This is a genomic window from Photobacterium indicum (genome assembly GCF_003026215.1).
GTDB lineage: Bacteria > Pseudomonadota > Gammaproteobacteria > Enterobacterales > Vibrionaceae > Photobacterium > Photobacterium indicum.
This window is the reverse complement of the sequence record NZ_PYOC01000005.1, coordinates 236,827-262,490: the sequence shown is the minus strand read 5'-3', so window position 1 is coordinate 262,490 and position 25,664 is coordinate 236,827. Positions and strand designations below refer to the sequence as shown.

At 39.3% G+C, this 25,664-nt stretch carries 24 protein-coding genes; 10 read left to right on the top strand and 14 right to left on the bottom strand.

What is annotated here, in order from left to right:
- Window positions 1-7 precede the first annotated feature (7 nt).
- From bluB to C9J47_RS15750, 6 genes are all read right to left on the bottom strand, one after another.
- Window positions 8-655 carry a 5,6-dimethylbenzimidazole synthase gene (gene bluB, locus C9J47_RS15775; protein WP_107254364.1) on the bottom strand — a complete coding sequence of 216 codons (648 nt, stop codon included), beginning with the start codon at window positions 653-655 and terminating at the stop codon, window positions 8-10.
- A gap of 171 nt (window positions 656-826) precedes the next feature.
- The gene (locus tag C9J47_RS15770; RefSeq protein ID WP_107254363.1) at window positions 827-1,069 is read right to left on the bottom strand and encodes a hypothetical protein; all 243 of its coding nucleotides are present in this window, start codon (window positions 1,067-1,069) and stop codon (window positions 827-829) included.
- Between the two features lie 206 nt (window positions 1,070-1,275).
- On the bottom strand, window positions 1,276-2,175 hold the full coding sequence (secF, locus tag C9J47_RS15765) for a protein translocase subunit SecF (RefSeq protein ID WP_107254362.1): 900 nt from the start codon (window positions 2,173-2,175) through the stop codon (window positions 1,276-1,278).
- 4 nt (window positions 2,176-2,179) lie between these two features.
- Window positions 2,180-4,003 carry a protein translocase subunit SecD gene (gene secD / locus C9J47_RS15760; protein ID WP_211321764.1) on the bottom strand — a complete coding sequence of 608 codons (1,824 nt, stop codon included), beginning with the start codon at window positions 4,001-4,003 and terminating at the stop codon, window positions 2,180-2,182.
- A 267-nt stretch (window positions 4,004-4,270) separates the two neighbouring features.
- Window positions 4,271-4,885 carry a hypothetical protein gene (locus C9J47_RS15755; protein ID WP_245903492.1) on the bottom strand — a complete coding sequence of 205 codons (615 nt, stop codon included), beginning with the start codon at window positions 4,883-4,885 and terminating at the stop codon, window positions 4,271-4,273.
- Between the two features lie 235 nt (window positions 4,886-5,120).
- On the bottom strand, window positions 5,121-5,441 hold the full coding sequence (locus tag C9J47_RS15750; protein ID WP_107254360.1) for an EF-hand domain-containing protein: 321 nt from the start codon (window positions 5,439-5,441) through the stop codon (window positions 5,121-5,123).
- Between the two features lie 330 nt (window positions 5,442-5,771).
- Between C9J47_RS15750 and C9J47_RS15745 the strand changes: the two genes are divergently transcribed.
- The gene (locus C9J47_RS15745) at window positions 5,772-6,656 is read left to right on the top strand and encodes an NAD(P)-dependent oxidoreductase (protein WP_107254359.1); all 885 of its coding nucleotides are present in this window, start codon (window positions 5,772-5,774) and stop codon (window positions 6,654-6,656) included.
- 79 nt (window positions 6,657-6,735) lie between these two features.
- On the opposite strand, the gene C9J47_RS15740 is transcribed toward C9J47_RS15745, so the two are convergent.
- From C9J47_RS15740 to ribA, 4 genes are all read right to left on the bottom strand, one after another.
- Complete coding sequence (locus C9J47_RS15740; RefSeq protein ID WP_107254358.1) at window positions 6,736-7,092, bottom strand: hypothetical protein; 357 nt, start codon at window positions 7,090-7,092, stop codon at window positions 6,736-6,738.
- Window positions 7,093-7,207: 115 nt separating this feature from the next.
- A complete protein-coding gene (locus C9J47_RS15735; RefSeq protein ID WP_107254357.1) occupies window positions 7,208-8,416 on the bottom strand; it encodes a NupC/NupG family nucleoside CNT transporter in 1,209 nt (402 codons plus the stop codon).
- A gap of 534 nt (window positions 8,417-8,950) precedes the next feature.
- Window positions 8,951-9,460: a porin family protein gene (locus tag C9J47_RS15730; protein ID WP_107254356.1), complete on the bottom strand. Its 510-nt coding sequence runs from the start codon at window positions 9,458-9,460 to the stop codon at window positions 8,951-8,953.
- A gap of 493 nt (window positions 9,461-9,953) precedes the next feature.
- Window positions 9,954-11,006 carry a GTP cyclohydrolase II gene (gene ribA / locus C9J47_RS15725; protein ID WP_107254355.1) on the bottom strand — a complete coding sequence of 351 codons (1,053 nt, stop codon included), beginning with the start codon at window positions 11,004-11,006 and terminating at the stop codon, window positions 9,954-9,956.
- 258 nt (window positions 11,007-11,264) lie between these two features.
- Between ribA and yjjG the strand changes: the two genes are divergently transcribed.
- The 3 genes from yjjG to brnQ (C9J47_RS15710) all read left to right on the top strand — a co-directional run bounded on the left by yjjG (window position 11,265) and on the right by brnQ (C9J47_RS15710) (window position 15,642).
- Window positions 11,265-11,948: a pyrimidine 5'-nucleotidase gene (gene yjjG, locus C9J47_RS15720; protein ID WP_107254354.1), complete on the top strand. Its 684-nt coding sequence runs from the start codon at window positions 11,265-11,267 to the stop codon at window positions 11,946-11,948.
- Between the two features lie 597 nt (window positions 11,949-12,545).
- Window positions 12,546-13,841 (top strand): branched-chain amino acid transport system II carrier protein, encoded by a 1,296-nt coding sequence (gene brnQ, locus C9J47_RS15715; protein WP_107254353.1) that lies wholly within the window; start codon window positions 12,546-12,548, stop codon window positions 13,839-13,841.
- A 484-nt stretch (window positions 13,842-14,325) separates the two neighbouring features.
- A complete protein-coding gene (gene brnQ, locus C9J47_RS15710) occupies window positions 14,326-15,642 on the top strand; it encodes a branched-chain amino acid transport system II carrier protein (RefSeq protein WP_107254352.1) in 1,317 nt (438 codons plus the stop codon).
- Between the two features lie 620 nt (window positions 15,643-16,262).
- Here the strand turns inward: brnQ (C9J47_RS15710) and C9J47_RS15705 are convergent.
- Both C9J47_RS15705 and C9J47_RS15700 read right to left on the bottom strand, forming a co-directional pair.
- Entirely contained in the window at window positions 16,263-16,442 is a 180-nt protein-coding gene (locus C9J47_RS15705) for a restriction endonuclease subunit S domain-containing protein (RefSeq protein ID WP_107254351.1), read from the bottom strand.
- Window positions 16,443-16,609: 167 nt separating this feature from the next.
- Window positions 16,610-16,915: a DUF6916 family protein gene (locus C9J47_RS15700; RefSeq protein ID WP_107254350.1), complete on the bottom strand. Its 306-nt coding sequence runs from the start codon at window positions 16,913-16,915 to the stop codon at window positions 16,610-16,612.
- A 285-nt stretch (window positions 16,916-17,200) separates the two neighbouring features.
- Here C9J47_RS15700 and C9J47_RS15695 point away from each other — a divergent pair, with 285 nt between their 5' ends.
- Window positions 17,201-18,349, top strand: coding sequence for a chemotaxis protein (locus tag C9J47_RS15695; RefSeq protein WP_107254349.1), 1,149 nt, complete (start codon window positions 17,201-17,203; stop codon window positions 18,347-18,349).
- Window positions 18,350-18,434: 85 nt separating this feature from the next.
- Here the strand turns inward: C9J47_RS15695 and C9J47_RS27140 are convergent, their stop codons facing one another.
- Window positions 18,435-18,596, bottom strand: a complete 162-nt coding sequence (locus C9J47_RS27140) for a hypothetical protein (protein WP_170107522.1) — start codon at window positions 18,594-18,596, stop codon at window positions 18,435-18,437.
- Window positions 18,597-18,912: 316 nt separating this feature from the next.
- Window positions 18,913-19,773 (bottom strand): HTH-type transcriptional regulator HdfR, encoded by an 861-nt coding sequence (gene hdfR / locus C9J47_RS15690; protein WP_107254348.1) that lies wholly within the window; start codon window positions 19,771-19,773, stop codon window positions 18,913-18,915.
- Between the two features lie 165 nt (window positions 19,774-19,938).
- Here hdfR and C9J47_RS15685 point away from each other — a divergent pair, with 165 nt between their 5' ends.
- The 5 genes from C9J47_RS15685 (at window position 19,939) to ectB (ending at window position 25,663) form a co-directional block, all read left to right on the top strand.
- Window positions 19,939-20,286, top strand: coding sequence for a MaoP family protein (locus C9J47_RS15685; protein ID WP_006229207.1), 348 nt, complete (start codon window positions 19,939-19,941; stop codon window positions 20,284-20,286).
- A gap of 124 nt (window positions 20,287-20,410) precedes the next feature.
- Window positions 20,411-21,439: a glutathione synthase gene (gene gshB / locus C9J47_RS15680; RefSeq protein WP_107254347.1), complete on the top strand. Its 1,029-nt coding sequence runs from the start codon at window positions 20,411-20,413 to the stop codon at window positions 21,437-21,439.
- Window positions 21,423-23,405 (top strand): flavohemoglobin expression-modulating QEGLA motif protein, encoded by a 1,983-nt coding sequence (locus tag C9J47_RS15675; RefSeq protein WP_107254346.1) that lies wholly within the window; start codon window positions 21,423-21,425, stop codon window positions 23,403-23,405. The genes gshB and C9J47_RS15675 overlap by 17 nt, the downstream gene beginning before the upstream one ends.
- A gap of 426 nt (window positions 23,406-23,831) precedes the next feature.
- Window positions 23,832-24,374: a diaminobutyrate acetyltransferase gene (gene ectA / locus C9J47_RS15670; RefSeq protein ID WP_107254345.1), complete on the top strand. Its 543-nt coding sequence runs from the start codon at window positions 23,832-23,834 to the stop codon at window positions 24,372-24,374.
- A 23-nt stretch (window positions 24,375-24,397) separates the two neighbouring features.
- Window positions 24,398-25,663 carry a diaminobutyrate--2-oxoglutarate transaminase gene (ectB, locus tag C9J47_RS15665; protein WP_006229203.1) on the top strand — a complete coding sequence of 422 codons (1,266 nt, stop codon included), beginning with the start codon at window positions 24,398-24,400 and terminating at the stop codon, window positions 25,661-25,663.
- The last annotated feature ends 1 nt before the right edge of the window (window position 25,664 follow it).

The following is a 25,664-nucleotide window of genomic DNA, read 5'->3' as shown; positions in this document are numbered from 1 at the left end:
TTGTTTTCTATTTTGATGACCACTTATCATAATGAATAACAGATTCTAAATTTTGTCTTGGCAGCCACCCAATTTTCTCTAACTCAGGCTTTTCATTAAAATGTGAAACATAACCGACACACAGATAAGCGACAATATCGATATTGTCAGGAATACCCAACGTATCTCGAAATACAGAATCATGCACAATGCTAACCCAGCCGACACCTAAATTTTCAGCTCTAGCCGCCAACCACAAGTTTTGTATCGCGCAAACTACACTGTATAAATCCATTTCTGGTTTAATTGTTCGACCAAGTACAACTGGCCCATTTCGACTACGGTCACAGGTCACGCAAATTCCAAGTGGTGATTCAGTGATACCTTCTAATTTTAAACGTTTATATTGTTGTTTTTTATTCTCATCAAACATCTCTGCTGATTCAGCATGTGCCTTTTCAAATCCTTTTTTTATAACAGATTTAATACCGTCACTTTGAACTAAGATAAAGTCCCATGGCTGCATAAACCCCACACTCGGCGCATGATGGGCAGCAGTTAAAATCCGTTCAAGAACATCTTGCGGTATTGGATCGGGCTTAAATTCACTTCGAACATCCCTTCTCGAAAATATTGTCTTGTAGACGGCATCACGTTCGTTGTCGGTAATATTCATACTGCAGTACTATTGATAGAATTATCTTCAGATTATCTTACAGAATACGACTTAGTGCTATATCTGCGTTACCAGCGAACACCTTGAGGTAACTTAGGTATAATTTGAAGATACAAAAAATCCGAGTATATAAATACACTCGGATTCAATATTCTCTATAGACCTTCGGGATTACTGCATTGCTGGTCTTTTTGTTATGTCTTCAAATTCACCATCAATAGTCGATCCTGATTGCTGCTGGGGTTGATGCCCTTGCTGCTTTAAAGCTTCTTCATAAGCAGCTGTCATTCGCTTTTTAATAAACGGTTTAGCAATCAGTGCTGCGATACCAATAAATAGCCCCATTACCGCAGCGAAGGTAATGGTAAAAAATCCGATCACAAGAGCAACAACGCTAGCTATAAAATTTTTCATGACTTAGCCCTTTTCTTTATTTCTCTTCAATAGAATGCAGTCTATAACATCTTAAATGAATCAATCCTGAACAAAAAAGACAGAAAGGGGAAAAGCCTGAAGACGAATAGTATAAAAAATGCCAGTCAGATTTACTAACTGGCATTCACGTAAAGACTCTTTAATTATTTTAAGGTCTTATATACTAATCAAACTTGCTCGCTCGACTAAGGCTCTTCTGAAACCACTTTTGGCAAATAATGCTCTGGTTTCAAACCAAACAATTCAGGTAACGTTGTACCCACAGAAATGGATGACCATGTACCTGTAATAATACCGATGAACATAGCAATCGCGAATCCTTCGAGCGGGCCACCACCCAGTAACCATAGTGCGCCCACAGTCATTAACGTTGTACCTGAAGTCACCATGGTGCGTGAGAATGTTGCAGCAATCGCTTCATTATTAATTTTTTGAATCGACCATTTCGGTTTCGCAATCAATAATTCACGAATACGGTCGGCGATAATAATCGAGTCATTCAATGAATAACCTAAAATCGCCAACACTGCAGCTAGTACCGTTAAGTTGAATTCCATTTGAGTTAATGCGAAGAAACCCAACACAAAAACCACATCATGTAGCAACGCAAACAAAGACCCTGATGCGAGGCGCCATTCAAAGCGGTAACTTAAATAACCAAGAATACACAGCATACACACGAGTAATGCTAATCCACCTTGGTCTGCCAACTCTTGTCCTACCTGAGGCCCAACAATACTGGTGTTAAGAACCGTAATGTCGGTTGAAATAGGAGCCAACATATCAGTTATTGATGGCAACTCTTGGCCTGCTTCTGGTATTGCATAGCGTAATACCCAACGCCCCGGCTCACCCGATGCGATAACAGCGACATCTTGATGAAGACCCGCTTTCAATAATGGTTCAATTTCGCTACTGGTAATCTTACTGCTTAATTGCACTTCACTTACAACACCACCAGTGAAGTCTAAACCCCAATTTAACCCTTTAGTTGCCACTAAAAGAATAGAGACAAGCATCAATGTAATAGACACGGCACTCGTAAAGTAACGCCACTTTGTTGCATTTTTCATATTAATAATCATGGCACTACACTCTTATATTACGACGAGAATCACGACCCCACACCAAATTAATGATGGCGCGAGAAGCAAAAATACCAGTGAACATACTGGTTAAAAGACCTAAACCTAGTGTTAATGCAAAGCCCTGAATAGGACCATTACCAATGGCGTATAACACAACTGCGGTGATCATTGTGGTGAAGTTAGCATCAAAGATTGTACCGATAGCACTGCTAAAGCCGCGATCAATCGCTTGAGCCATACTGCGTCCTTCTTTTAGCTTATCTTTAATTCGTTCAAATATAAGTACGTTTGTATCAACAGCCATACCGACAGTAAGTACTAACCCAGCAATACCCGGCAGGGTTAAAACAGCACCAGGAATTAACGCTAATAAACCAAATAACATGATCATATTGGCAATCAAAGCTACATTCGCAACCCAACCTAAACGGCGATACCACACTGCCATAAATAACAATGTAACGCCCAAGCCTAAGCCTAGCGCAGCAAAGCCATTTTCAATATTTTCTGCCCCTAATGTAGGACCAATAGTACGCTCTTCAACAATGGTTACAGGAGCCGTTAATGAACCTGCACGCAGTAACAACGCCAGCTGTTGTGCTTCGTCCATCGAACCGGTACCTGTTATACGAAAACGCATACCAAGCTGAGATTGAATGGTTGCAACACTGATGATTTCATTGGTTTGAGTTGTTTTACCTTCGCTATCACGTCCGTACTCACTGTATGAGGTAGCCATTGGCTTACCAACGTTATCACGAGAGAAATCAGACATAATCTTACCACCCGATGAATCGAGGGTAATATTCACTTCAGCCATACCCATTTCGCCAAAACTAGCACGGGCATCAACAATATGGTCACCACCCAAAATAGGATTACGGCCTACTCGCACAGGCTGGCCTTGTTTGTTTTTCAGCTCCATCGTACTGCCAGTGCCCTGCTCTTTCACTGCATAAAAAGCCAAACTCGCAGTTGCACCAATAACATTCTTCGCCGCAGCAGGATCTTGCACACCAGGTAGCTCAATACGAATACGGTTTTCACCTTGACGCTGAACCAATGCTTCAGTAATACCTAACTCTTCAATACGGCTACGCATTGTTTGTAAGTTCTGTTGAACTGTTAGGTTACGTAATTCTGTTTTTTCTGCATCTTTCATAGCTAACAGGACGCTGTTACCGTCGCCATTGGTTGCTTGCCATTGTGGATACTGTGTTTTAACAAATTTGCGAACAGCACTATTTGCAGCAGAATTATTCACTTTCACTATTAGATGATCAGCATCAGACTGCTCAACACGTGCGCCTCGAATACCGTCTTTACGAAATAACTGACGAAGTTCATCTGCTAAACTTGCACCCTGCGCCTTATAGACTTGGTCTATATCAACATCAAGCAAAAATTGCACACCACCACGAAGATCAAGACCAAGCTTAATTGGTTCGAAGCCCATATTTTGTAGCCACAGTGGCGCAGCAGGTTCAAGCGCTAATGTTAACGTTGATTTGTCTTTTACAACATTTGATAACACTGTTTTAGCTTGTGTCTGTTGGTTGTCATTTTCTAACACGATAACTGTTTTATCAGCTTGCTGATCAATGCGTTTTACCGTTATACCACTCGCTTCTAACTGACGTTGAATAGCTAAAGCAGAAGGTGCTGGTGAGTTTTTAGCGCTAATCTGAACAGCTGCATCTTCGCCATACCAAGTTGGAATCGCACTTAGTAGCATTACCAGTACCGTCACTACCAGCACAATATACTTCCATGCTGAATAATGATTAAAAATTTGTTTTTGTTTAATTTGTTTTTTCATTCTCAAGTCGCCATACAATTCACTCTGACGCGATTATTGTTCAACAATCGACACCCAGTGATTTGAGGTTTTAATAGTGACGTCATGAATAAGAATATAAAACCAATAGCGTGATCGCTAAGTATTGGCTTGCTCAGAAATACTCATCCCATAAGGGATCATTCTGTTTATTTACATTCATGCGTCATTACGTACAACATCGATGAAGATTAAGTTATTTTTCGACCGATATTGAATTGCAATTGGATCATGCTCTTAATAAGCAATCACAAATTAGGCGTGAGAAAGTTGTTGCTGATATCGCGTATGGGTAAGATTACTCTCTTTCCAACCGGATATACGAGAAGAGGGAGGATTGGTGTTTAACATCCAGTTTAATGCATCACTAAATTGTATTGTGTAGCCAATGACTAAGCTAGGTGCGGGTGGAACGGGAAGTTCTATTGCTAATTGGTAATACGGCTGAACTTCTTCGGGATCATGACGGATAACATTCGCCTGACGTGAAGAATTAGCTAAACCAAGATGATAGGTACGACCTTCTGACGAATGTTCACGCTGTGTTTTTTCAATCGGTTGAGAGAAGTTCCAAACCAATAACGTGTCATGCGTTTTTAGTGCAATATCATTTTCTGTCACGCCATGTGCATTAGCAAACAAAGGCTCAATATTTGGTGATTCATCAACCTTTTCAGTCACAAGATGGAAAGTGTTTACAGCTGATAAACCATTACTGATGATTTGCTGACTTGAAGTGCTACTGTCATTTTGACTTAAAACCGTCACTGCATTTATTTCATCATTTGATAGACGAGCGTCAGCGTGAGCGACAAAAGAAGCTCCTAGACATATCACCATCATTAATACACGAAATAAATTTATGAACATATTTTACAAATCAAGACAAGGTTAGTCATTAAAAACTGAGACAAGCGCATAATAATGTTCAATTACAACTGATACAAGTGATAATTAAAATAACCTCACTTTAACTGCGTTGAATCAATCATAATTGCCCGTTATATTGCTGCATTCCGTTACAAATAATACAGAGCAGAAAGCCTATTAATGGTAGGCTTTCATTTCTAATGTATAAAACGAGTTTTATGTTCAATTATGCTTATCACCAAGTCATACGCCTATTGACCTGATGCTGGCTAAATTCTTCAGCATCGACCAAACCATCTTGATTTAGATCGATAACATCGAACATGTTAGTTTGATTCATATTTTTCATCTGACGCCCTTCAGCCTTACGTTCGCTAATCCTTTGTTGACGGAATTGTTCAAACTCTACAGGGCTAATGGTTTCATCATTATTGAGATCTATTTGGTTAAACTCAGGCATATTCCATTGCATCCTTTCGTTCATCCCAGCCATACTTGCACCAGATATCAGACTAATACCGATAACTGCAACAGTAGCAAGTTTTGTGTTCATCATAATAGTACCCTCCTTAGTTAGTCACTTAAATAATAACACTTTAGGGGGGGGATGGATGTCAGGTTAAATCATGTTTTGTTAAATCACCTGTATACCCAAGTGGTTAATAGGCTGATTACCCCTAATTTCTGCCCTTCTACCACAATCTTCCTATATACATGATGGATATGATAAAGTTTAGTCAGGCAATAAATTAGCCATGACTTGATGGCCTCTTCTACCCAGTATTGATAACAGAAATACTGGAACATTTTAAAAAACGTAACTTTTTCAAATTACATAGAATCGATATTTTATGTATTAGTTACATGTAACGAGGTGACAATAACAATGACAACACACAATATCGCATTCATCGGACTTGGCACTATGGGCTTCCCGATGGCGGGTCACTTAGCCAATGCAGGCCACAACGTTACCGTTTTTAACCGCACAACAGCCACAGCCGAAAAGTGGATTAATAGCTACAAGGGTCAACTAGCTTTAACACCCGCTGAAGCGGCAAAAAATGCCGACATTATTTTTACTTGTGTAGGTAATGATGATGACGTTCGCCATGTTTACACTGGTGAAGATGGCATTCTTTCTTCAGTAAAATCGGGCGCTATTTTAGTCGATAACACCACAGCTTCTGCTGAAGTGGCACGCGAAATTGCAGCGGCTGCACATGCCGTACACGCCGAGTTCTTAGACGCCCCCGTTTCTGGTGGCGAAGCAGGTGCAGTAAATGGCTGCCTAACTGTTATGGTTGGTGGTGATCCAGTAGTCTTTGAGAAAGCAAAACCGATTATTGATTGCTTTGCTAAAGCCGCCACGTTGATGGGGGATGTGGGTTACGGGCAGGTAACAAAAATGGCCAATCAAATCTGTATTGCAGGTATTTTACAAGGCTTATCTGAAGCCATTACTTTAGCTAAGTCATCGGGCTTAGATATTGAAAAAATGACAGATGTGTTAAAGCACGGTGCTGCTGGCTCTTGGCAGTTAGAAAACCGAGCAGCAACAATGGCTGAAGATAAATTTGATTTTGGTTTTGCTATCGATTGGATGCGCAAAGATTTAGGTATTTGTTTTGATGCAGCAGACAAGCTAGGTGTTGAGCTACCCTTAGCTAAGCAAGTGGATGAAAAATATGCTGATTTACAGCAGCGCGGGCTCAACCGTTCAGACACGTCAGTATTGATTAAACAATTCGATAAGCCCGATTTCAGTTAATAACTGCGACACACGCTATATTCAACCTGAAGGCATGGTTAATATCATGCCTTTTTTAGCTTGATTTTTTTGCTGCTGATTATTGGTTATTGGTTAACATAAAATCAAGTGCCATCAATGCGACAGGTATAGCACACCCCTCTCCTTCACACTCAACACTGTCATAAAAGTTGTTTTCAGTATTACGCGTATATATAGATGGCATGCTCTGTAATGAACCTGTGGTCAGCGAATTATTGAAGTCAAAACCACCAGCCCTACCATCGACCGATATCGTCTCTGTAGAGAACACTGCAGATTCAGGTAAAAGTTGCATTGGTTCATTCAATGTATGCAAAAAAAGAACATCTGCCGATACTTCCTCTGCAGCAGCCCTGCTTGTCACTACGCTGAAAAATACCGTCATAATAAACGTTGTAATATCTCTTGAGTACATACTATCTCAATTCAAGTTTAAAACACTGTTCAATTTTTATCATAAAAAAAGCCACACGAAAGTACTGTGTGGCATTTTTATGCTTCTATCGCTTATCGCGAATCAAGCATCATTGTTATAGCGAGATAAAAATGCCCGCTAAAGCTGCACTCATTAAGTTCGCGAGTGTTGCAGCAAGTACCGCTTTAAAGCCTAACTTAGCCACATCTCCACGACGCTCTGGTGCCATGATACCAATTGAACCAATCTGAATTGCAATAGAACCAATATTTGCAAAACCACATAATGCAAAAGTAATGATAACTTGGCTCTGAGACGACAAAGTTTCTTTTATGCTGACGAAATCAAGGAAAGCAACAAACTCATTTAGAATCATCTTCTGACCAATGAATGAACCCGCTTGCAGCATCTCATTTGCCGGTACACCAATGATGAATGCTAATGGTGAGAAAATGTAGCCCAAAATACCTTGCATTGTTAAGCCAGCAAAGCCGAACCACTCACCTACCATGCCCAGTCCTGCGTTTGCCATTGCAATAACACTGACAAAAGCAATAAGCATAGTACCAATAGCGACAGCCACTTTCATACCGTTCATCGCACCAGCTGCTAATGCATCAATCGCATTGCTGTGTTCACTGGTCGCCATTTCGATATCTGTTTGCTCTACAGGCGTGCTTTGTTCTGGTACTAAAATTTTAGCCATTAACAAACTACCAGGAGCAGCCATGAAACTTGCAGCAATTAGGTACTTTAATTCAACACCTAAACCCGCATAGCCACCTAATACACTACCCGCAACTGATGCCATACCACCTGTCATTACAGCAAATAGTTCAGAACGCGTCATCTTAGGAAGGAAAGGTCTAACAAGAAGTGGAGATTCACCTTGAGAAAGGAAAATATTACCTGTTGCCACTAATGATTCAGCACGACTAGTACCTAGGAATTTCTGGATGCCGCCACCGATCACTTTAATGACCCACTGCATCACACCAAGATAATAAAGAAGAGAAATAAGAGAACTAATGAAGATAACGAGAGGAAGAACACGAACTGCGAAGATAAAACCTGTTGTTGCTAAATCACCAAATAAAAACTTTATCCCTTCATCAGCAAAACCCAATATACTCGCAACGCCACTACTCATTGCCCCCAACATCATCTGCCCCACGGGTATATACAATACCAATGCAGCGAAGCTTGCTTGTAAAAACAATGCCCCACCGACTGTACGCCAGTTGATTGCTTTACGATTTTCAGAAATTGCGCATGCGCACAAAACCAGTACCAAAATACCGGCTAAACTAATTAACAACTGCATTATTTCGTCCTGCTGCTTTTTTTAAAATAGATGTCGAAAAATGAAGGTGTTACTGAATGTTGCCATTGGGGATCATTAGCCTTCAGGAAGAAAGCAAAATAGGTAGGAACTAAGCTAAAGAGCTTAGAAAATAAAAGATTATCCGTCAATAAAAACAACATACAAGTCACCTTGATAACAAGCTAAAATCATGCCGGTCCAACTCCGTGGGTCGTTCACATTTCCGTGGTGACAGCTTGTAACTAAGGTGGCTGGAACTCAATGGTTCTGACCGGATGCGGAGTATATAGAGATATAGATCACATTAACAACCCAATTAGCGCTTTTTTTTGTGATCTTGGTTTGTTTGGGTGAAATATAGACAGATATGACAAAAAATGGTGCTTTTTCTATAGGAGGGAAGTATTGGCAAGGCTGTAGAAAGCAATGTAAACGAAAGATTATTGCTCTAAGAAAAAAGTAAGAAGGGAAAAGCCCATTTTCCCTTCTTAACAACGTCAAATTTTTAGTTAATCAGACACAATTAGTGTTGATTTAGAATTTGTAGTCAACAGACCATACAACCTGCTGAGAGTAATCAAGCTTTGTTGCTTGCTCGCTGTAGTCTTGATCAAGATAACGGTAAGTCAAATCAGTAGACCAGCTATCATTAATTTCGTACATCGCGCCTACTTGGCCACCCCATACAAAATCTGTAGAACTTTCATTACTGATCTTGTTATCAGCTAAACCTGCAGATACACCTGCAAATAAATTCACTTTCTGAGCGACAGGAATCAGGTAATCATAAGAAGCGAGAAACAGATTTTGAGATGATTTATCCATGTAGCTGTATGTACCCATTACACGGTGATGGTCATTAATGATTGCACCGCCACGTAATTGGTAAGTTGCATCTTCACCATTCTGTGCATTGTCACCTTTAATGGTGTCTTGCTGGTAACCAACACCACCACCAACAAACCAATCAGTATCTGCAGCGAACGCCGGAAGAGCCACTGAAGAAGCCAAAATTAGAGTTGAGATTACTGTAAATTTATTCATGGGAAACTCCTAAGTCTTATTATTGTAAGTTAAAGCAATATGTAAATTGCTGTGCTCCGTTTCAATAACAACTACTCTACACCTTAAAACTGAACCAAACCTTAATATAAAAAACAATGTTTTATAGCTGAATTAACGCTGAATGCAATGTCGAAACTTGAAGAATAACGAACAAATTAATTAATCACTCCTCCCCGAAATGATTAAAAAACACTATTTCTTTAATTACAAAGTAATAATTAACTCGTATTTTTACTTATACCAAACCCATTAATTATCTGCTTAGTTCAGCGAGAGTTAAAACACAACTAAAAATGACAAAAAAAAGAAGAGCCTTTGTATCGACAAAAGGCTCTTCTTTCTCATACTACTTTCTAAAATAATGTACTGTTACGGGCTTTTCCATCTAGCCGTGCTAATCAGGTAGTAAGGTAAAGCAACGACATAGAATGTATGCATACATTCTATGTCGTTAACTAAAAACAGATCTTAGTTACTTAATAAATTCCGCATCAAACATATGGCCTAGTTTGGCTGATTTTGTTTTAAGGTAACCTTCATTAAAAGGGTTATTACCTTCTTGCAAGGTGACACGTTCAACAACATTAATACCGTTATCAGTCAGTGCATTAATCTTACGTGGATTATTTGTCATTAAACTAACTGATTCAATATTAAGAAAACTTAGCATTCCTCTACAGAAGGCATAATCACGCATATCAGCTGCAAAGCCTAACCTTTCGTTAGCTTCTACTGTATCTGCTCCTTCGTCTTGCAGGTGATAAGCGCGAATCTTATTAATTAAACCGATGCCTCGCCCTTCTTGCTTCAAATATAATAGGACCCCAGATCCTTTCTTAACGATATTCTCCATTGCGCGAGCTAGTTGAAAACCACAATCACAACGTTGACTAAATAATGCATCGCCTGTTAGACATTCAGAATGTAAGCGGATAAGAGTAGGCTCACCTGAGGTTGGTTGACCATAAACAAGGGCAAGATGTTCTTTCCCCGTCTTCACCTCAATGAAGCCATACATTTGAAATGTGCCCCACTGAGTAGGCAGCTTTGCACTATCAACAAAATGAACAAGGTTAAAAGGTTCTTTTTTAGCAAAATACTCTCGAACATCCATGAGAATTTTACCTAACTCATTTCTGCCACTTCCGTCGCCACCGTCTCCCCAGTAATCATCTTTATGCGAGTGCTCTTTAAGAACATGATCACCAGTACTGACTAATAGGTGCGTAAAATATGTATTCTGACGAAATTTTTCGAATACAATGAATCGCATTACAGCACCACGAACTTCCATCCAATCATCTTTTTCTTGTTCAGCAAAATCACGACTAATTTTAAAAGCCTCATCCGGTGTTTTTGCATTTAATATTTTATTTTGAATACTTAGATCTGTAAATTTTTGAGCTTGATAATAATGTTCACTACTCGGCCATACCACATCACTCAGTGTTATAGGACTTAAAGCAAAGTTGGATAAAAAACCGTGATTATCTTCTGGCTCATAAAATTTTATGTCTTCAACCATTTATTATACTCCATGATGCTAAATGGGTTTATCCACATTTGTGTGTATTTTTTCTTGTCTTTCATTTCCTACACTGAAGTATAGTTACTTTAACAAAAAAACAACATTTAACAGCAAGAAATTACCACTGACTCATAATAAGTAGATTGTTAATATCCATATTCCTTAAATAACCTCTAGATGCAGAACTCATGGTAAACTCGCGAGCACTTAAGGTAACTTGGGTATATATGTAAAAATTGCCTAATGGAGAGATAAATGAAGTACAAATGGATCCTGTTCGATGCGGATGAAACATTATTCCACTTTGATGCCTTCAAAGGCTTGCAACTGATGTTTTCACGCTTTAGTGTCGATTTCACTTCACATGATTACGGCGTTTACCAAACAACAAACAAACCGCTTTGGGTTGACTATCAAGATGGAATAATTTCAGCAGAACAACTTCAGAATATCCGCTTTGAAGGCTGGGCCAAAAAACTAGAGGTGACGACTCAAACATTAAACAGTGCTTTTTTAACGGCAATGGCGGATATTTGTGCCCCACTACCTGGTGCTAAAGAGCTACTTGCATCACTACACGGTAAAGTGGGTATGGGCATAATCACTAATGGCTTTACTGAACTACAAGAAATACGCCTTGAACGCACTGGGTTCAAAGAGTACTTCTCGCCACTTATTATCTCTGAGCAAGTCGGTATTGCTAAGCCACATGTTGGGATTTTTGAACATGCGTTAGAACATATGGGGCAACCTGAAAAACAGCATGTGCTTATGGTGGGTGATAACCCGCATTCTGATATTTTAGGGGGGTTAAATGCAGGCTTTGATACGTGTTGGCTAAATGTTGATGGAAACGAAACACCAGAGAACATTACCCCTCATTATCAAGTTAGTTCTTTAGGTGAATTACAAGCACTGCTTCACAAACAAGCAGCCTAAGTTTGATACTCCCCTTCAAGGTAAGTCAATGCTCTGTGACTTATCTATACCCAAGCTACCTCAAAATGCAGGATTCAGAGTGATCTCAGCGAGTTTTGTTGGGCTCTATGCGGTGTTACTTATTTTCAACGTAGAACGACTAGGTCTATAAATAAGTGCCTTGCCTAGAGCCCAACAAATTCTCGCTGAAACGAGCATCTTGAGGCAACTTGGGTATATAGGGAGATAATCAGGCAGAAATATTGACTGCCTGATTCATTGTATCCATATAAAAAACCACATGAAGTGGCCATTCATAATTAAAAACCCCAAATTAAGACTTTACAATGGCGGAATATCCCATTAGTTTAAAGTCTATCAACTTTCACACAGAAATGAATAATGCCGTATTCTCTTAAACATACAATTTGTACGCGCAACATGGAAAGATACTTACCTTCAGTATCTCATTCCATTCTTTCTGTCGTCTCTGTCGTCGTCGTAGTCACACACTTACGCTGACAGATAATGTATTTCGTCAGCTTAGCTGGCGGATACCGATTACCTCTTTTCCATATCCTCTAGCTCAGCTGACAACAACCATAAAGGTTTAGTCAATTGAATAAAAAAGATCTTATCGCCATCGGGTTTATGACCTTTGCACTTTTTCTTGGTGCTGGAAATCTCATTTTCCCGCCACTAATGGCACAACAAGCCGGTGAATATTGGTTACTTGCCATAGCAGGCTTCCTGTTAACCGCTGTTGGATTACCAGCTCTTACAATTATTGTACTTGGCCGTTTATCATCAGCAGATAAACTTACCTCTAGCTTACCCAAGTGGATGGATCGTTCATTTTGGATTTTAGTTCTGACAACGTTAGGGCCTGCTTTCGTATTGCCTAGAGCTGTTACTGTCGCCTATGAGATGGGGATAAAACCTTTTGTAAATGATAACTATCTCTTTATTTTCTCTATTAGCTTCTGCGCACTTACATTGCTATTAGCATTAAAACCGGGCCGTTTAGTCGATTACATTGGAAAAGTGATGACACCAGCACTCATTAGCATGCTGGCATTACTCATTATTGCTGCCATTATTAACCCCCTTGGCTCAACAAGCCCTGCAACAGATATATATAAACAAGCCCCAACCGTTAATGGACTAATTCAAGGTTACATGACATTAGATGCTATCGCTGCGGTTGCATTTGGCTGGGTGATCATTCAAGCCATTAAAAGTAAAGGGGTTACATCGACTAAGGCCATTGCAAAATACAGCAGATGGATTGCGGGGATCTATGCAATACTGATGTCTAGTTGTTACCTTGCTATGGGCTATTTAGGGGCTACATCTTCAAATATTGCACCCAATGCATTAAACGGCGGTGAAATATTAACCCGTTACGCAGCAGGTGAATTTGGACAAGCAGGGCAAGTATTACTTGCCGCCATCACGTTAATGGCATGTTTAACAACCACGATTGGTTTAACCAATGCAAATGCCCAGTATTATAAAAACACTTACCGTACACCTTTTAAAATCAGTGCGACGCTTATTTTAGGATTAACTGCAATTGTTTCTAACTTCGGCTTAGAAACAATTATCGAGGTAAGTTTGCCTGCTATTTTGATCTTATGTCCTATTGCTATCGCTTTAATATTAGCAACGGTTTCTTTGCCGCTCCCCAATAAACCATCAACGACTCACACTGTAATTGTGCTGATAGCAACCCTTTTTGGTACAATTGATGCCCTAAGTATTTTAGACAAATTGCCACTTACTGTTATTGAGCCGCTCACTAAATGGTTACCATTTTACTCAGCACACATGAGCTGGTTAGTACCAGTATTCATTACAATCGTTATTTCTAAGTTGCTATCATTTCGCACTGAAAAAATGATTCCCGCATAAAGCTCATCTAGACACATCGCATAACAAGATGGCAGCCAGTTTACTCATAAGCTAGCTGCCATCTTCTTCAACTTAACTTACGTTCTACGCATCATCAAACATATTGGTACTTAGTACTTAGTACTTAAGCAGCATGTAGGCCTGCATGAGTAGTACTTAATACTAACAATTATTCTAAAATAGAATTAATACGTTAAAAAGCATTTACATTTCAGCTTAAAACTTATAAGTTGAATACGTTGCCAATATAAACGACTAGGTTTAATTATGCTTTCTCATACAGCCCAACAATTTATGACTTCAATGAAAGTACTAAATCGTGCTGTATTGCGTGCAACGAACATTATCATCGCCATTATTCTGGTTATTATTAACTAGGCTGGCGGTTACTTCCGTCAGCCTGGCTGACGGAGGATACAGTTTTCCCTTCATCTTTTTTCAGCCTATCTGACGGTCCTAATAGAAACAATACAGGACATGTCCATTGAAAACACACGACTTACTTGCCATTGGTTTAATGACGTTCGCCCTTTTTCTTGGCGCTGGAAATCTCATTTTCCCACCTTCTTTAGGTCTAGAAGCTGGCACAAACCTTCTTCCTGCGATGGTTGGATTTCTTATTACAGCTGTTGGTTTACCCGCTCTAACACTGGTTGTTTTAGGGCGACTCAGTAGCACTCAGAACTTAACCAATCCGCTACCTAAATGGTTAGCCCGTGCATTTTGGATATTGCTGTTTACGGCAATAGGTCCGGCTTTTGGTATGCCTCGTGCTATTACTGTCGCATATGAAATCGGAATAAAGCCTTTTGTTAATAGTGACCATCTATTACTTTTCTCAATCATCTTTTCTGCTGTAACCTTACTGCTTGCTTTTAAACCCGGCCATTTAGTTGATTACATTGGAAAGGTAATGACACCGTTGCTCATTCTTATGTTAGTCGCACTTGCATGTGCCGCTATATTCTCGCCTTTAGCCGTACCACAATCTCCTTCTTTCGATTACCAACAAGATGCCATTACTCATGGATTGATCCAAGGTTATATGACCATGGATGCTATTGCTGCGGTCGGATTTGGTTGGGTAATTATTCAAGCAATAAATGCAAAAGGAATTACCGAGCCGAGAGCTGTCGCTAATACTGCATGTAAAGTCGCCATTATTTATGCAGTGCTAATGACAGGATGTTATGTCGCAATGGGTTATGTTGGCGCAACCTCAGCATCTGTTGCAGCTAATGCAACAAATGGAGGCGAAATCTTAGCTAAATATGTTGCGGGGCAATTTGGTATTTATGGTCAATGGCTACTGGCTACAATCATTGTAATGGCTTGCTTAACAACAACCGTAGGATTAACCAATGCTTGTGCTGAATATTACAAGCAAACCTTCAAAACACGTTTTCCAGTAACCGCAATAATCGTCGTAACGCTTACTGGTATCATTGCAAATTTAGGTTTAGAACAAATATTAGCCGTTAGTCTTCCTGCTATTTTAGTTCTGTGCCCTGTTGCCATTGCGCTTGTTCTATCTTCTTTTGTATTGCCTTCTCTTACATTATCGAATAAAAAAGAAAAATCATTTACTCATGTTATAGTTTTATTTACCGCTTTATTTTTTGGTGGAATTGATGCGCTCAATATTCTAGAAAAGATGCCAAATAACATGCACTCGCTACTCCTACAAGTGTTGCCATTGTATAACGCACACGCAAGCTGGTTGTTACCTTGTTTACTTATATTAGGGGTAAGCTATCTAAAAACGATTAAAAAACCTCTTCCTGTTAATATGATTAATTAATATTGACTTAAGCATTACAGGCTCAACTTAAAAATAGTATTTATAATTTTTATTTAGGACGAGACAATGTAAATATTCTTGCTAGTTGTTATCTCTAGAGTTGCGTTCTATAGAAAAATACCTTTAGAGGTAACAACATAGCGGTTAGTTGCCATGACATAAACCGAAAAAAGCATGGACCCTATATTAGCCCTACCTTTCATAGGGGATATAAGAAACAGCTTCTGAACGTGACTGATAGCCAATACCATTAGTTACCCACAGGAAGTAGAACTTTCGAACATATAAATAATAACACTCACTTTGTTTTACAACTTTAAATTTCTTATTAAAGCTTGTTATCGCTATTTGAGGTCTCATAGTAAGATCGTAATAAATAATTGAATACGTTTAGGATGCCTATGTTTTAGCTGTATTTTAATAACAAACAATGACCATGCGGTCAAGTTAACGATTTAAAAATCATTGTTGCATCGGGATAGCTTAACTATTTGAAGTGTTACCAATTAGATTTTTTAAATAGCATGGCAATTTGTGTTGACACTATCATTAAAAAAGAAAGGCTAAATGATTAAACAGACCTCCAATAAGGTCTGTTTAAATAAGACAAAAAAAGAGGCTTACTCTGGCTTGCGTTTACCTGTCATGAACTCTTCAAGAATCTCTGGTGTTAGTTCACCAGCTTCTTCCAAACGCTTTAGCTCTGCCACAATTAGTTTTTGTTCATCAAGAGAAGGAATCGGTAACTCAGGCTCTTGCGTAAGGTTTTCAGGTACACTTAGGTTTAGATCATCTTGCATGTTTATTCTCTTTATTAGATTCAATCACTGTAACCAGTATACAACAAACCCTAGGCAGAAAACTTGATCATAACCGCCGTTGTTTTTTTACTTGTTCAACTGCTTAATAATCAAACTTTTTCCTATAAAAAGTCCATGCTTTCATTCTTTTTACTCAATTAAGAAACTCACCATGTATTTTGGCTATCGATCATCACTTCATAATCATGTTCTTCTTTATGAATAAGATACAATTCAATTTCACCTAGCTTAGGATGCTTAAAATGGTAGTGTCCATCAGGGAAGTGAGTACTACCATCACCTTGAAAATCGATCGTGAAATGTTCTATCGAACGCCCTAAATCATCCATACCATGACGCTCTAATTGCGTAACCGATTTCACGCTAAACGTGCCTAATACATCAGATTTATCAAACAAAAATACATTTTCACCAATCAGCTTTTCAATATTCTTCATTGATAATGGATTCATAGATCCCCCGCCGTATATGCCGAATACCCTTACCATCAGGTACGTTTAGTTCATCACCTTCCAATAATTATAGCTTGACCTACAACTATCAATAATATGTATTGATTGGTTATTTATTTCATATAATGAATAGAACTAAATATTAGTCTAATCATACCAACGTATCAAATTTAGGATCTTTTAGTTTTTATCGATATTAATAATAACTTTTCAATAGACATCATCTGGCTATCTTCTTAAAATTCTTCGAAATAAACCCTATCCCCATAGTAGACGCCTGTCATCATGACTCTCTTTCGTTCATTATTCTTTATAGCTATCGTTTTTCTTGTTTCTTCTTGCTCTTTGCTTGAAATTAAACTCGACTCACAAACAACTCCGCTTACCACCCAAGAGCTTAACATTAGGCTGTTATCTCGTGATTACAGCATCACTTTCTTTAAGACGATTGAAGAAGCGGCAGATGAAATTGCCCAAGCTAACCTCGACGATAACACGCAATATTCCTATACGTTGCTTTGGAAAATTCACAGTGAAGAAGGGCTTCAGCAGTCAGTATATCAGGCATCTCCGTTAGCAAGCTTAATCGACAGTTGGGTATTTACCTACCAAATGAATGATTATTTCACAACAGGTGCGGGTAAAAATATATTTTTAGAACAGCAATATATAGCAACATCAGCCAGCCAAAAATTGGTTAAAGACGCAGATGCACTTGCGTTTAATTTATTAAAAAAAGCCGACTATGTAACAGCTCAAAAGTTTGTCGCACAATTTAGTCAACAACACCCTTTTGAAAACTTGGCTTTTAATAGAACACCCGCATTTCAAGATTGGCTAACCTTCAACGGTATTGATGAATCAGAAGCAGTAGCAACATTAGGTACAATGCCTGAAGCGTTAAGCGATCTATCAGATAGGCTAAGCGTAATGTCAAATCAGACACCTAAGCTGTTGTCGTGGAAAGCAGAGTTAGTTGCGCGTAACAGTAGAGTGAATGGTGAACAGTTAAGCCAAACACTTTCAAATATTAATAATACATCCTTAAAATTCCAAGAGTTTATCGATAACAACCCTGAATATATGCGTCTGTTAGCCTCTGAAATGGGGAAAGAGCTACAACCATTACTGAATGATTTCGATAAAAAAGCAGGAGAGAAATTAGCTGTTATTACGCAAGAACGTATCGCGTTAGAAATAATGGTTGAGCGTGAACGTATTGCTATTGGTCAAATGGTCACACAAGAGCGTGCAAATATAACCACAGATTTAGATGGTATCGCACAAAATGTTGTCAAGAAAGCCATCGAACAATTAACAGTAATGCTGTCAGACATTCTGATTTACCTAATACTGTTTGTTCTGGTTATTTTCTTTGCACCCTTTGGATTAGGTTTTATTGTAGGGCGTAAAACCCATAAAACAAAAGCATAATACGATTATTGATACGCAGATAGGTTGACCTTATCTAACAACTAAAAAGGCGTACTCGCGATTAACGATGTACGCCTTTTCTTTATCAATAATCGAACTCACTATGCTCAGGGCTGTCGTAACGTTGCTTAACTATACGACGTTTCTTTTTACGATCATCTTGAATATAATCTTGAGAGTCGTCACCAAAATCTAACTTTGATTTAGCTTTAGCATTTTTATGAAATTTTTGATCTAACTTAGCCATGTTATTTCCTGAAATACATCCAGTGTGAGTGATTAATAATAGAACACTGGCAATATTAATGCTCTATTATGACAAAATTACGAATATTCTATGTCGAAATTACGACAGATGATGAGACTGTGAAATCCATCATTATGACAATGTAAATATTCGTTTCCTAAGACTAATCGAATCACAGAAGCTGTGTACAACGAGATTTTCTTATCGTCACCATTGTTATTTTTCATTAAAAACAAAAAATAGACCAATGTCTCGATACGCTGTGAACTCGTTAACATCTATAAGCAACATGCACTAAAATAGACAACTCTTTATATTAGACAGATTCAATAACATTATTAAAAGGCACGGCTAACATCGCTTCAATCATTTCTGCTTTTTCATTATCTTCACGAGAAATCAAATACAGTGACTGCTCCATCACTGGTGCGCCTTCTACTACATGCAATAGACCTTCATCAACACTTTGTGCAACCACTGGTGACGGTAAATACCCCACACCACCGCTACCCAAAATATAATCTAAGGCCATACGGCTTGAATGAGTATGTAAAATTGGCGTACGTTGTAGCTCATGGATCCGGCTATGCTCAACAGAGAAACGAGTTCCCCAATCAAGATATACCAATGGGATATCTCGTACCTTTTCCATCGTACAGTTTGGTTTATGCACAACCAATTGTAATTGATAATCACGTACTTTTGTTACTTGTAGATTTTCAATTCTTGGCGCTTCACTGGTAATCGCTACATCAATCGTCTTATCAAGTAATCGCTTCGACATGCTCTGACGAGGCACTGACTCTAAGCGTAATGCTAAGCCAGGTATCGAACCATATATACGGTTTATCCAATCTGAAATACCATCAAATTCCCAAAAAAGTGCAGATGCACCTATCGCTATCTGAGTGTTTAACGTTTCAGATAATGCAACATCTTGCTTCGCTCGCCCCCACGTTTGCAATATGGCTTCAGCATACGGCTGTAAACGTTCCCCCGCTGCCGTTAAATGCACATTACCGCGCTGCCTTGAAAATAAAGGGTTGCCTAGCTGCGATTCTAGCTGTCGTATTCGAAAGCTAACCGCTGATTGCGTTAGAAATAAATTATCTGCCGCACGGCCGAAATGACGTGTTTTGGTCACCTCTAAAAACGTTTTAAGTAATTCTGTATCCACAAGGCTTGCTCTCATAAAGAACGACATTAATTAGTTTGGATATTACACCGAATCACTCAAAAAGGATCGATAAATAATTTTAATCGTTATGGCGAAAATTACTTGTTTTACAAGTTTGACTCTCTGAATGATTATCTGCGAAAACCTCAGCAGGAATATAAATTAATGAGAATTTTAGGCAAATTTTACGACGATAAAAATTTCCCTCGAGGCTTTAATCGTTCAGGTGTATTCACCATCAATGAAGCCAGCATGTTAGAAAATTATGGCCGCACTATGCGCGGCTTACAAGATGGCTCAGTTGCTCCCATTGATGAATCTGAAGGTCAATTTCTAGCTGAGGTTAATGGACAGCAAGATGTCATATCTGAATTTGGAAGATGTTGGACTAAGTATTTAAATCGAACAACGACAAAAGAACGCCGCTACACATTGTGTGATTCACCACGTAAGCCTAAAGGTTTATATGACTACGATGATAGCAGCTCAGATGACAATAACCTTGATTATTAGACAGTTTTAACTCCACTAAAGTCACCCTTAATTTAATGATAACGACAAGCCATCGTCTAAAGAACGATGGCTTATTTCTTTTTGCGCTTAGAAAAAAGCTAAGCGATGTAACTTGGTAATATGTATGAAAATTTGTTTTGTTATGTACCCGTGGGATAAAGTAGAACCAGAATCTGACTCTACCTTACGCATGATTCACGAAGTCGCTAGTAGAGGGCACACGGTAGCCATTACAACGCCAAATAATTTGACAATGCGTGATAGCATGGCAATTGCATTCTGTAGCGTTTTAAAAAAGTCAGATATTTCTAATAATATACCAAGCTTTTACCGTAAAGCTGAATTTCGTAAAGCACAGTTACCTTTAGCGGGTTTTGACGCAATCATTATGCGAGCCAACCCACCGCTAGACACAATGGCATTGAATTTCCTTGATTCAGTTCGTGATGACACCTTCATCATGAATGATATTAACGGACTGCGCGTTGCAAATAATAAGCTGTATACCGCATCTTTACCTGATCCAAATAACGAGTTTATTCCTGTTACTCACGTTTCTAAAAATCGTGAATACCTAGAGCGTGTACTGGAAGAAAGTCCGAACGATCGCATGATCATGAAACCGCTAGACGGTTACGGTGGGAGCGGCGTTATTTTGGTCGAGAAGAGTGCAAAGTCGAGCGTTAAATCCTTGCTTGATTTCTATATCGGTGCTGACCAAAACTACGTGATCTTACAAGATTATATTGAAGGCGCTGAAAAAGGCGATGTACGTATCATGATGCTAAACGGCGAGCCTATTGGAGCTATGCGCCGTGTACCAGCAGAAGGCGATGTTCGCTCGAATATTCACGCCGGTGGAAAAGAAGTAAAACACACATTAACCAAGCAAGAGCTGCGTTTATGTAAGCATATTGGTCCAAAATTAGTCCGTGATGGTTTGTTTTTTGTCGGGCTTGATGTAATCAGTGGCAAGTTAGTTGAAGTAAACGTACTCAGCCCTGGCGGCATCACACGTATTAACCGTTTAAATCGCACTAAACTTCAGTCTGAAGTGATTGATTTCGTTGAAACGGTAGTAAAAGCAAAACACTCTAGCATCGCGCGTAAAAATGCGTTCAGTAAAGTAATTGAAGATGCTACAACTAACTGAGCAGGAGGTGCTGGATAAGATCCAGCATCTCGTCCCTTTTGAAGGACAACTAAACGACGGTAGTTTAACTATTCGTATCAGTGAGTATCAACCGTACATTGCAACAGCGATACATAACGGCAGCCGCCTACGTGGCGAGTTAATGACAAAATGCGAATTAACAGAAGAAGAACGATACTTCGAAGAAGATCCGTTTACTGGTGATTTCATTTCATCTTTACCTATCGTGTTACAAGGTGATGACTCACGCTATGAATATGACTTAAACCGTGCACCTGAACACTGTATTTATCAGGATGCATGGGGGAAAAATGTTTGGTCTACACCGTTAACAGATGCTGAAAAAACAACATCTCATGACAAACATGCATGTTATTACCGTATTCTTAAATGCTTAATCGCAACATTAGAAAACAAGTTTGGCTTGTGTTTACTGTACGACATTCATTCATACAACTATCAGCGCGTTGAGAATGAAACACCCACATTCAATGTAGGTACAAAACAAGTTAATGCACGTCGTTGGCGTAAAGAAATTAATGAACTGTTAAATGGTTTAAGCAACATTGAACTGCCCAATATTGCCGTAACAGCTAAAGAAAATGATATTTTCAAAGGCATGGGATATCAAGCAACGTTTATTAATCAGCACTTCAACAATACATTGATTTTACCGATTGAAATCAAGAAAGTGTACATGAGCGAGTTGGGCGGTGAAAGCTTCCCTCTTGTGATTGAAAAAATGAATGAATCGATGAAAACGGTTATCACGGAGCACGCAGCTTCTACCCTTTTACGTCGAACAAAAGTAAAGCGTTTAACAGGTAGCCATATATTGGCCTCTAAGCTACCGCGTGAAGTGATCAAGCTTGATCGCCAACTTTATGCGATATCTCGCGGTATCAATACATTAAGCTATATAAACCCAACGAACTTAAAACAAGAAAAACGCCGTTTCTTGCATAACCCGTATTCATACCAGCCGCAATTTACATATCGCCAACTGGATTTGGATCCGTACAAGTTTCGTGAGCAATTATACCGCTTACCTGTTGAAGATATTCGCGATGCTGATATTCAAAAAATGTATCGTAAAGTGATTGACCAGTTAGCGATTCGTATCGACTTGCTAACCAACATTGGTACCGATGAGTTCTTATATAACTCTTTACGCTACTATGGTCAGCCAGATGAGCGAGATATTGCGAATGCAAATTTCATTCTTCATGCTTGCGAATACCAAGAGCCACCAGAAGCAACAATTAGCGCAGCAGAAGCCATTCAAGCATTTAAAGATGCCGCAGATGATTACGGCTTAACCTGTAAAGTGGTTGGTTCAAAGCAGCTAATTGCAAGAGCAATGGTGAGTGGACGCAGTATAAAGGTAAACACAGGCTGTATGTTCTCACAAAGAGACTTAGACGCATTAATTCACCACGAATTAGGCGTTCACTTAGTCACTTCAGTGAATTCAGATGCACAGCCACTTAAAGTATTGAAACTGGGTCTACCTGGCAATACACACACACAAGAAGGCTTAGCGATCTTATGTGAGTTTTTATCTGGTAGTTTCCCGTTACACCGTCTTAAAACACTCGCATTACGTGTCATAGCTGTTGATATGATGGTAAATGGTGAAAGTTTTAGTGCGACATTCAATACCTTAAAACATGTTCATAAGCTATCGGATGATGATGCCTTCACCATTACAACACGTGCGTATCGTGGTGGCGGTTTCACTAAAGATTTCTTATATTTGCGCGGCTTAAAAGATGCTATTCATGCCTATAAGCAAGGGGATTTAACCTCGCTATTTGTCGGTAAAACAGGCTTCGAATCGAAGGCTTTACTAGATGAGCTGATTGCACGAGAAATCTTGAAAAAGCCGACATACATACCTAAAGCGCTTAGCATCAAGAAAGAACCAGATCCGGTAATGGATTTCTTAATAAATTCCATCAAGTAATACCAATTTAAAGCGACTTCGGTCGCTTTTTTATCTGTCATAAAAATCAAACGATACCCCATCCATAATTCTCGATACAAGCGATCTTGTGAAAAATTTGATTGCATTTCACCTGACGACGACGCTGTATTCAGTAAGATTCCCCCCTCATTCAAGCTTGCACCATTGCAATAAGCAAGGTTAATCACGAAGGCTTTTGTCAATAAAGATCAACAGGCAATTGTTCAACATCTTAAATCACCAACCCGTAAAATAATTAGAACACAAAACATTAAACCACATACTATAAAATATATTTTCATCATAAAAATCAATAAAATAATATGGATAGATAGAATATTATTCATGTATACACTTGATATATTCAGTGCAGAGTGTAATGATTACGCCATGATTGTTTAGACCACTAAGGATTATGGGTGCAAAATGATTACGACAGCACCTTGGATTGTATGCCCGTCAATATTAGCCAAGGATGAAAACAAATGGGTATTTAGAACACCAAGTATTGGCGATGGTGATCAAGCGCATAAGCTTATCGCGTCATGCCCTCCTCTAGATGTGAACTCGTCTTACTGTAACTTTCTGCAATCTACTCACTTCAAACAAACCTGCATCATCGCAGAATGCAATGATGAAATAGCAGGTTTTATATCTAGCTACCTCAAGCCAGAAAATAATAATGAATTGTTCATTTGGCAAGTTGCCGTAGCCCCCAAGCACAGAGGGAAAGGGCTTGCATTTCATATGCTAAAAGAGCTTTTAATGCGCGACAACCTGGAGCACATTAAGGCGATTGAAACAACAATTACCAAAGACAATCAAGGCTCTTGGAACCTATTCAAGAAACTGGACGAGGAAAATAATAGCCATGGTTCAGTGACAACTTTTCTAGACGAGCACAAACACTTTAAAGGTAAACACGATACCGAATACTTGTATCACATCCCTCTTACCAAAAATCATTAATTCATTGAAAAAACGGTCCCAATATGGATATCTTCAAAAAACAAGAATCAAATGTGCAATCATATGCAAATAACTTCCCTGTTATTTTTTCATCTGCAAAAGGGTGTTGGCTACACACCAATAATGGTAAACGTTACCTCGACTTCCTTGCTGGCGCTGGTTCGTTGAACTACGGCCATAACAATGACGTACTAAAACAAGCACTACTTGATTACATCGATTGTGATGGTATTACCCACGGCCTAGATATGCACTCAAAAGCCAAAGCGGAATTTTTAACCGCACTTCGTAATCACATATTCTCCCCCCGAAATCTTGATTACAAAGTGCAGTTCACTGGTCCTACTGGCACAAATGCCGTAGAAGCAGCAATGAAGCTCGCACGAAAAGTAACTGGCCGCATTAATATCGTCACTTTCACCAACGGCTTTCACGGTTGTACCATCGGTGCACTGTCTGCAACAGGGAACCAGCACCACCGCGGCGGTGCTGGTATGCCTCTGATAGGCACTTCACGTCTTCCGTACGAAGGCTACGCTGGCGTTGATGGTCTGGCTTTATTCGAAACAATGCTGAACGATAACTCAAGTGGTTTAGACAAACCCGCAGCAGTATTACTTGAAACGGTACAAGGTGAAGGTGGGCTGAATGTTGCTTCCACTGAATGGCTGAAACGACTGAGCACCATTTGTAAGCAGCACAAAATCCTACTGATTGTCGACGATATTCAAGCTGGCTGTGGCCGCACGGGCACCTTTTTTAGTTTTGAACCTTCAGGTATCAAGCCAGACATCGTTACTTTGTCCAAATCAATCAGTGGCTATGGATTACCAATGGCGCTAGTTCTACTTAAGCCTGAGCTCGACATATGGCAACCAGGTGAACATAACGGTACTTTCCGTGGTAATAACCATGCCTTTGTTACCGCAACGAAAGCCATTACAACTTACTGGGCAAACGGTGAATTTGAACAGCATATCAACCAGCGTGCAAACCAAGTCAACACCGCAATTCAACGCACCCTACGCCGTTATCCGTCACTATTTATCCGCGGTAAAGGTCGAGGTCTGATGCAAGGTATCGAATGCAAGAACGGCTCCATTTCATCAGCTATCGCCAGAACATGTTTCGACAAAGGTATGGTAATTGAAACTGCAGGCCCAAATGACGAAATCGTTAAATTCTTCTGCCCACTCACTATTAGTGAGTCCGAGCTTGAGCAAGGATTGCATATTTTCGAACAGGCAGTAGATGTCATTGCCACAAAACTGATCAAGAAAGCTTCTTAAG